The sequence below is a fragment of the Rothia sp. HMSC08A08 genome, from assembly GCF_001808385.1.
Classification (GTDB): domain Bacteria; phylum Actinomycetota; class Actinomycetes; order Actinomycetales; family Micrococcaceae; genus Rothia; species Rothia dentocariosa.
On the sequence record NZ_KV793058.1, the window covers coordinates 1 to 6,708 of the forward strand.

Below are 6,708 nucleotides of genomic sequence, written 5' to 3' on the forward strand. Positions count from 1 at the left end.
GGGTGGGTATAGGAGCGTTGGTGGGGTGGTTGGTGTGGGTGATGTGCTGGGGAGGGTGTGGGTGGTTGTGTGGGGCGTGTGGGGGTTGTGGTCGGGTTCCCGCGAAAAAGTGATGAAGAACACTTTTAACGGTGTCTAAACTGGTAGTGATGAAAATCATAATTTGCCCCATCTGGGGGGGGGGGTCAAATTTACATATTTTGTTGCTATATCTGATTTAGGGAAAAGAGCTGCCCGATATTCATGCGAAATGAGATTGATATAATAACTGTGAGTATTTGAGGGGAAAAATCCCCTCCCAACAAGATAGGAAAACCCTATGCTTAAAACAATTTTAAAAATGGTTCTAATCATCATCGGTGTCGACTCAAGAATCGTTCAAAGGTTCACCCCCGACATCTTGGATAAAATTATCCGTCGCTTTCTTGCTGACATCTGGAGCAAAATCACTGTTGAAAACGCCTCACCCACGCCCACCAACAACGCACATGACATAATACATCTTCTCATCACAGAATTTGAAACAAAGCCACATTTCAGGGAATACATCTACAGCATCACAAAATGGCTACTCAACACTATTTCCTTCATCATACACAAAATATTTACCCCTAAGTTTGCTACCATAGTGGGCGTCTCCACCATTCTAATTATCTGCTGCTTCCGGACGTTAAATTTCTTCCTACCACTATCCACCATCATCATTTAACCGCTCAAAAGAATACCCTCAAACCCCACTCCCCTACCATCCGCACTAGACAAAAATATACAAATCTGATATTAGGGGGTGGACCCCCTCAGAGGAAAAAGAGGGGGCAGAGAGAAGGGGACAAGGCGGCTAACCAGGGGGATAGGACAAGACGAAGAAGGAGGTGAATACGGAATGAATCACGACGTGAATATGAAGATGGGGGATTTTGATAGGTAGGAAAAAAATAAGAAAAAAACTGAGGAAATTATCCTCTCCCCCTTGAACATACCATAATAATTATGGTATTATAGTAGTACAACAGCAGAGAGGAGGTAACACAGAGTGGGAACCGCAGAATTCATCGCTCTCATGGCAGCAATCCCAACCGGGATAACAGCCCTCGCAAAGCTCATCGAAGCCATTGCGAAACTCATCGAAGCGATTACCAAGCTTGTGAGCGACGATAAGAATACCTAAAAAGCCCCCGGCTCCGAAATAAGTCTAGTATCTCGGAACCGGGGTTCTCCCCCCACTCTAACACACCATGAAAAACACCAAACCCACCCCACACTTACACATCTTTACCCCCCTAATGGTGACACTGAGCATTATCATCAGCTTCATCATCCCACCCTTGGGCATCCCTATCCTTGCCATTTTTATCATTGCCGCAGTTCTACGGCTGATTACCCTCTACCTCAACCGCAAACACCACAAAAACCAGAAACGCTAGAAAGGCACATTATGAGTAAACCCCACCGCTATCTCTCCACCACAGACATCGCCCGTATCCTGAATATTAAGCCCACGAGCATTACTAATCAATAAGAATCTTCCTATGTCGTAATTCTGCGCTCTTATGGGCGGTTTTGACGGCGGGTACGTACCAGATAATGAATAATCGTGCCGATCAGAACAGCGAAGGCTATCACGATCAGGATATGCGGTATCCCAAGAGTAATTTCTATCCCTGAGGGCTGAGGGACAGTTGTGCTGGCGGGGTCAATCTCTGGGGTTGTTGGAGTAACGACTCCTATGGTCTGCCCTATAGACTGCAGCCATGCCAAGAACTTGTCTAAAAGACCGTTCATGACAACATAGAGTCCGCCTGTGGAGGCGAAAATACTTATGAAACAGACAAGGGCGATAATGTCTTTTTGGTCGTCATCATGGTGATGCATGTCCCTATCCCTCCTGATCTTCGATAGTGACTGTGTCTCCTATAGAGAGGCTGTACCCGCCGATGTCTCCGTTATCCAGCCGGTAATCAATACTGATCGCGTTCTCATCGAAGGGATCTTCAAATGTTGATTCCACCACCGCTGGTTCATCCTCGATGAGGATGATATCCCCGGGTTTTAGCTGCTCAACATATACTGTACGGGTAGGTAGGGGCGATAGCTCTTCAGATGGCAATAGTGACGGCTCATTGAGAACCCGCTTATTACCTTGCGTTTGCGCAGCGCTGAGAGACGGTTCAGGTACAGATAGAGGGTGCTGTGTACCCGTTGAGAGCGCAGCTAGGATCTGCTGCGCCAGCAATGAGCGGCACGGCTCGAAATCTACCGTGTGCCCTTGCGCATCGTAGAAAGGCATCTTCAAGTATTCGTCCCACGGTCGAGGCACTTCAATGCTTTCTCCATCCTTAGTGGTGCTCTCTAGCATCTCCTCAGGTTCCCGTAGGAATTTTTGGGTATAGACCGTCACTGCAGGGTGCATTCGGTGAACCTGCTGCTGATCGTAGTCCGGATCCAGTGGGTTCGGGTTCGGTGCCAGTACAGTCTGCACTACCGTTGGCACACCATCCAGGGAGGCTAAAGCGCGGCCTTTCGGAGCGTGGGCAGGGATCAAGGATCCTACTGATGGGTGACCCCAAATCATCTTGGATGCCTCAGCGCCCATACGTCCTAAGGACAGCCGGGCCGCGAAGTTTTCACGGGTCTCACCGCCGAAAATATCAGCATCCGCACGCTGCAAACCGAAGACAAGATGGATCATAGCTTTACGTGCCAAACGTGCCAGAGATCCGATCCACTCATCCACCCGTGATTTCGCGGGCATACCTTTGACCTTATGGGTGGCATAAAAATCAGCGATATTCGCTTTCATCTCAGTGACCTCATCACAGATGTAGAAGATGGGGTCAAAATCTTCCAGACGTGCTTTACCGTCACGGATCAGAGAATACCTATCCTGCATGAGCTCGTGCAGGCGTTTAAGAGTACGGATCTGCGTCGGTACCGAATTAGCAATGAGCTCCACGTTAGGCCACTGGTCATACCCGAGCAGCTCAATAAATTTGCCGTCAGAGAGCCAGACCCTAAACCCTGCTTGGGCGCATTGCTGAATCACGTTATGCAATACAACGGTTTTACCGCTGTTGGTAGCACCAACGATAATGAGGTGTGAATCTCGGGTTGGGGACCACCTAGCCCACCGGTTCTGCTCATCAACCCCTAAATACACCGTAAACTTCTTATAGTCGGTGTAGGTGGTACAAACCGTCTGCATCTGCTCTTGAACCTGGACCAGTTCGGGAAGCTCTTCACGGCGAGAGAATATGAGCGTTTGTTTGCGGGTATCCCACATTGGTGTGTAGAGACCAGGAAGCTGCTCTAATAACGCGGCCGTGACACGGCGTTTCTTCGTGGGCATCATTTCCATCTCTAAAGCAACCGTATGGTGAATTATCACCAATTCAAGCTGCCCGTTATCCCACCTATACTGCACGGTGGCGTCCTCACCAAGTAGCGAGGTAATCCCAGCGGTGAGACGCTCTTCCTCCTGCTGTTCAGAGGTCAAGGGCACAGCAGGAGCGATTTGGGGGATTTCGCCGTACAGATCCACCCATTTTTGGGTGTGGTTTACCCTCTCAATCCGGTAAGTCGCAACATTGTCACCAAGCTCACGGGCGGCAATCTGAGCTAACGCTACCCGAAACCCTGGATCATCAGAGTCGATAGTGCGGCCAAACCGTAGCCTCACACGTGCTAAGTATCCGACGTTATAGAGTTTGCCCGCCTCAGGGTTACGCTTCCACTGGTGCCGATGCATCAGTGACCGAGAAATGCGTTGAGTACGTAGGTACGGGTAAATTGCCTCTAGAAAGTTATCGCACCGGATGCTACGAGTATCGGCGATGCTTGAGCGGGAATCTACCCAAAGAATTACTCCCCCGCTGAACATCGTGCTGAGGATAATCCATAGAGGATTCACCCCGATGAGGATCATGAGGTTGATGATGATGACAGCGCAGCACAGTGTTACAAGGGTGCTATATGCTCGACGACGAACACGTGGTGTAATCCGGTGCTGATACTGTGCGGGCTCTTCCACTGATGCTGTCATAGATACTCTCCCAGATACAAGATGGGCTATTGATCCTTACAGCTGTATATAAGTACGCTCATGCACCTAGGTTGTGACACTCAGGCGGGAGAAATTCTGACAGGCATATCCCTATCGGGGGTTTCTGCTTGATATGACCAGAGATTTTTTAATGGCCGCCGCGCACCGTGCGATAGAATTTCGTGACTTTCCAATCGCCAGAAGGTAAGCGCTGGAGTACCAGCATACGGTACTCTTTCGTAGCGGGAATTTTCCCGTCTTCTTGGGCTGCTTCTCGCTCATACGAATATACGGTTGCGAACTTGACCTCGGCTGTTCCTTCAGCGCGGGTTGATGCCACCTGTATTTTGGGGTTTGGTGAAAGGCGCATCTGTGCATGAGTTTCTTTAATGGTGCGCCACGGGCGGGATTCTTCCTCTTGGGTGTTCTCCTCTCGGATATGCTGCATGAGCTCCGGGGTACTTAGTGTTTGTACACGATCAAGCCACGTATTGGGTGAGGGGTCTTGGTATCCCTGCGAATAGTAGGCTTTGAGAAATTCTTCGCTGACTCTTGTAGCCTCCTGGATGTCCGCCTCAGGAAGCACCGCAGGATCACGAGTAGAGCTGCTGTCCTTAAATGCTGTACCTGCGGCAGATCTGTTAGGGGTGTGTACTTGGGATGGCTCAGATACTGCCGGTGAGGCATTCGGGGCAGAATGCGGGGTGAGCAGCCAAATACCGAGCAAGATCAGCGCTACTGCTACGAGGGTGAGGGTGAGGGTGACTGCTGTAGTTGAGGTACGGTGACTTTTCATGGGTTAGGTTCCTTAGTGGGATTTTTCTGCTCCCACACCCTCCACAAATACCAGCACCACATAGTGCCCCCGGTCATCCTGCACTACACGCGTGGCTAGGGATCCACCCATATCCGCAAGAATCTTTTGCATATGGGAGCTCTTCGCCAACGCACGTTCAGCACGCGCAGCATCGCTACGATCCTCATACCGATACAGTTCCGTCCACTGACCCCACTGTGCACGATACCTCAGCAGCTCTCCCAAGTATGGGTTGGATAGTACTCGCGGTAAAGATTCGTGCGAGACAATACCAGCCTCGGCTACTGTAATGACACGCCCACGCTGAGACAGCTGCTTAACATCATTTACAACAGCTTCACGCCCAATATCAAAACGTTTGTCCCACGGACTGATATTTAGCATTGCCTGCCGCAATTGCTCTTGGGAAGCTTCTAACGGCTCCCATTCTGGAGACCCGTCTAAAAATTCTGGAGCAAAAACCGTCTCCGTCGCATACAAATCATTATGAAAAAACTTTGTATCCGGAACATACACATAGACTTGTTCATATATCTGATCTAAAGCAACAGCGTTACCCTTATCACCAGCATATTCACCCTCTATAAAGCTGATAATATACGGTACATGCTTCTCCATCACTATCTCCTTAACATACGATAGAAAATACAATATATTACATTATATATAATATAATGAATTATGTTTTTAAGTCAATGCTTACCACTTCGGCTGATACTGTTCCAAATCCCGTGGAGTCTCTAGCTGTGAGTATAGGCGCCGACACGATTGCATAGCTTGCCTTTGGTCATCTCTTGATCGATCAGGATCTCGATAGATCTCATAAAACTTGTGCGATTGTTCCTTAATCACTAAGCCGGGCTCGGAGTGTATCTGTACCTCGACCGGGACGCCTTCCTTGGTACGCCCAGTAATATGGATCCCCTTATACGGAGCGCCCTGACGGTATTTCACATCCACAGGATCTACACTCCACCCTGCCCGTTTCATTGCAGCTACCGTCCGATATGTCACCCGACCAAGCTGATGCTGATCCCGATGTACAACCGTATACCGCGAAATATCCTGTAGCTGCCCCGCAATGTGCTGACATCTCTCCTCCTGCTCTGCACGAGGCACATCGCTTAGCTTTTTCCCGATTCGACTATCGATTTTACGGGCCAACGACAATGGGGATTTCATGCGGTACTGAAGCCCGCCTAGATACCCGCCAGAGGCTTCAGCTACTCCCATCAGCACACGTATTATCTCAGGCTCTGCCTCATGATCAGCTAAGATACGACTCACCGCAGCATCCACTACCGAAGCAGCATACCGGGCACGAGCCTGCTCAAGATCATCCTCGGCCCACGCTATCTCAGGAACGCCCTTACGTGCCTTAGGGGCAACGTCCTGGGTCGTCAAAGACCGCAGATGAGCCTTATCCGTACACCGACGCCCGCCCTCCGCTACTGACCGGCACATAGACCCCCTTGAAACTCGATACTAAGGCGCTATCACCTATATCAAGTACCCACGGGCAGAGCGGATGTGACACCTCTTCAGAAAAAAATTGGTGATACTCCATCGTTTCGTCCTAGAGATTTCCTCGCGGATGCTTAGGTGGCTTCGACAGTTACTGCTCCTCATCAGGGATCGAGAGACGGTAATACTGAGCAGAGTCAGTCCAATCTACCGAGTGAAGCAATGTCCCGTCCTCAGAGTTGAGGGCCGAGTACATCTTGCCGTCCCCGGCATAGATACCCACATGCGCCCAGCCGTCACCATCAGGGACTTGCACAACTAAATCTCCCGGTTCAGGAGAATCCACCTTTACCCCGTACTCCCACTGATGCGTGCGAGGAAGATTCAC

Annotated in this window: 9 protein-coding genes; 3 read left to right on the forward strand and 6 right to left on the reverse strand. The window is 49.9% G+C overall.

Features of this window, described 5'->3' with window-relative positions; genetic code table 11:
• Positions 1-319: 319 nt before the first annotated feature.
• The 3 genes from HMPREF3164_RS02560 to HMPREF3164_RS11130 all read left to right on the forward strand — a co-directional run bounded on the left by HMPREF3164_RS02560 (position 320) and on the right by HMPREF3164_RS11130 (position 1,424).
• Complete coding sequence (locus tag HMPREF3164_RS02560) at positions 320-709, forward strand: hypothetical protein (protein ID WP_070448682.1); 390 nt, start codon at positions 320-322, stop codon at positions 707-709.
• 324 nt (positions 710-1,033) lie between these two features.
• A complete protein-coding gene (locus HMPREF3164_RS11495; RefSeq protein WP_256387494.1) occupies positions 1,034-1,168 on the forward strand; it encodes a hypothetical protein in 135 nt (44 codons plus the stop codon).
• Positions 1,169-1,283: 115 nt separating this feature from the next.
• Positions 1,284-1,424 (forward strand): hypothetical protein, encoded by a 141-nt coding sequence (locus HMPREF3164_RS11130; protein ID WP_168160741.1) that lies wholly within the window; start codon positions 1,284-1,286, stop codon positions 1,422-1,424.
• Positions 1,425-1,548: 124 nt separating this feature from the next.
• On the opposite strand, the gene HMPREF3164_RS02565 is transcribed toward HMPREF3164_RS11130, so the two are convergent.
• From HMPREF3164_RS02565 to HMPREF3164_RS02590, 6 genes are all read right to left on the reverse strand, one after another.
• Positions 1,549-1,872: a hypothetical protein gene (locus HMPREF3164_RS02565; protein ID WP_070448684.1), complete on the reverse strand. Its 324-nt coding sequence runs from the start codon at positions 1,870-1,872 to the stop codon at positions 1,549-1,551.
• Between the two features lie 4 nt (positions 1,873-1,876).
• Positions 1,877-4,039, reverse strand: a complete 2,163-nt coding sequence (locus HMPREF3164_RS02570) for an FtsK/SpoIIIE domain-containing protein (RefSeq protein WP_070448686.1) — start codon at positions 4,037-4,039, stop codon at positions 1,877-1,879.
• Between the two features lie 148 nt (positions 4,040-4,187).
• Positions 4,188-4,835 carry a hypothetical protein gene (locus tag HMPREF3164_RS02575; RefSeq protein ID WP_070448687.1) on the reverse strand — a complete coding sequence of 216 codons (648 nt, stop codon included), beginning with the start codon at positions 4,833-4,835 and terminating at the stop codon, positions 4,188-4,190.
• Between the two features lie 12 nt (positions 4,836-4,847).
• Positions 4,848-5,474 (reverse strand): hypothetical protein, encoded by a 627-nt coding sequence (locus HMPREF3164_RS02580; RefSeq protein ID WP_070448689.1) that lies wholly within the window; start codon positions 5,472-5,474, stop codon positions 4,848-4,850.
• Between the two features lie 81 nt (positions 5,475-5,555).
• On the reverse strand, positions 5,556-6,320 hold the full coding sequence (locus HMPREF3164_RS02585; RefSeq protein ID WP_070448691.1) for a hypothetical protein: 765 nt from the start codon (positions 6,318-6,320) through the stop codon (positions 5,556-5,558).
• A 151-nt stretch (positions 6,321-6,471) separates the two neighbouring features.
• Positions 6,472-6,708 (reverse strand): NlpC/P60 family protein (locus HMPREF3164_RS02590; protein ID WP_141744096.1); only part of this gene is annotated, 237 nt, incomplete at its 5' end.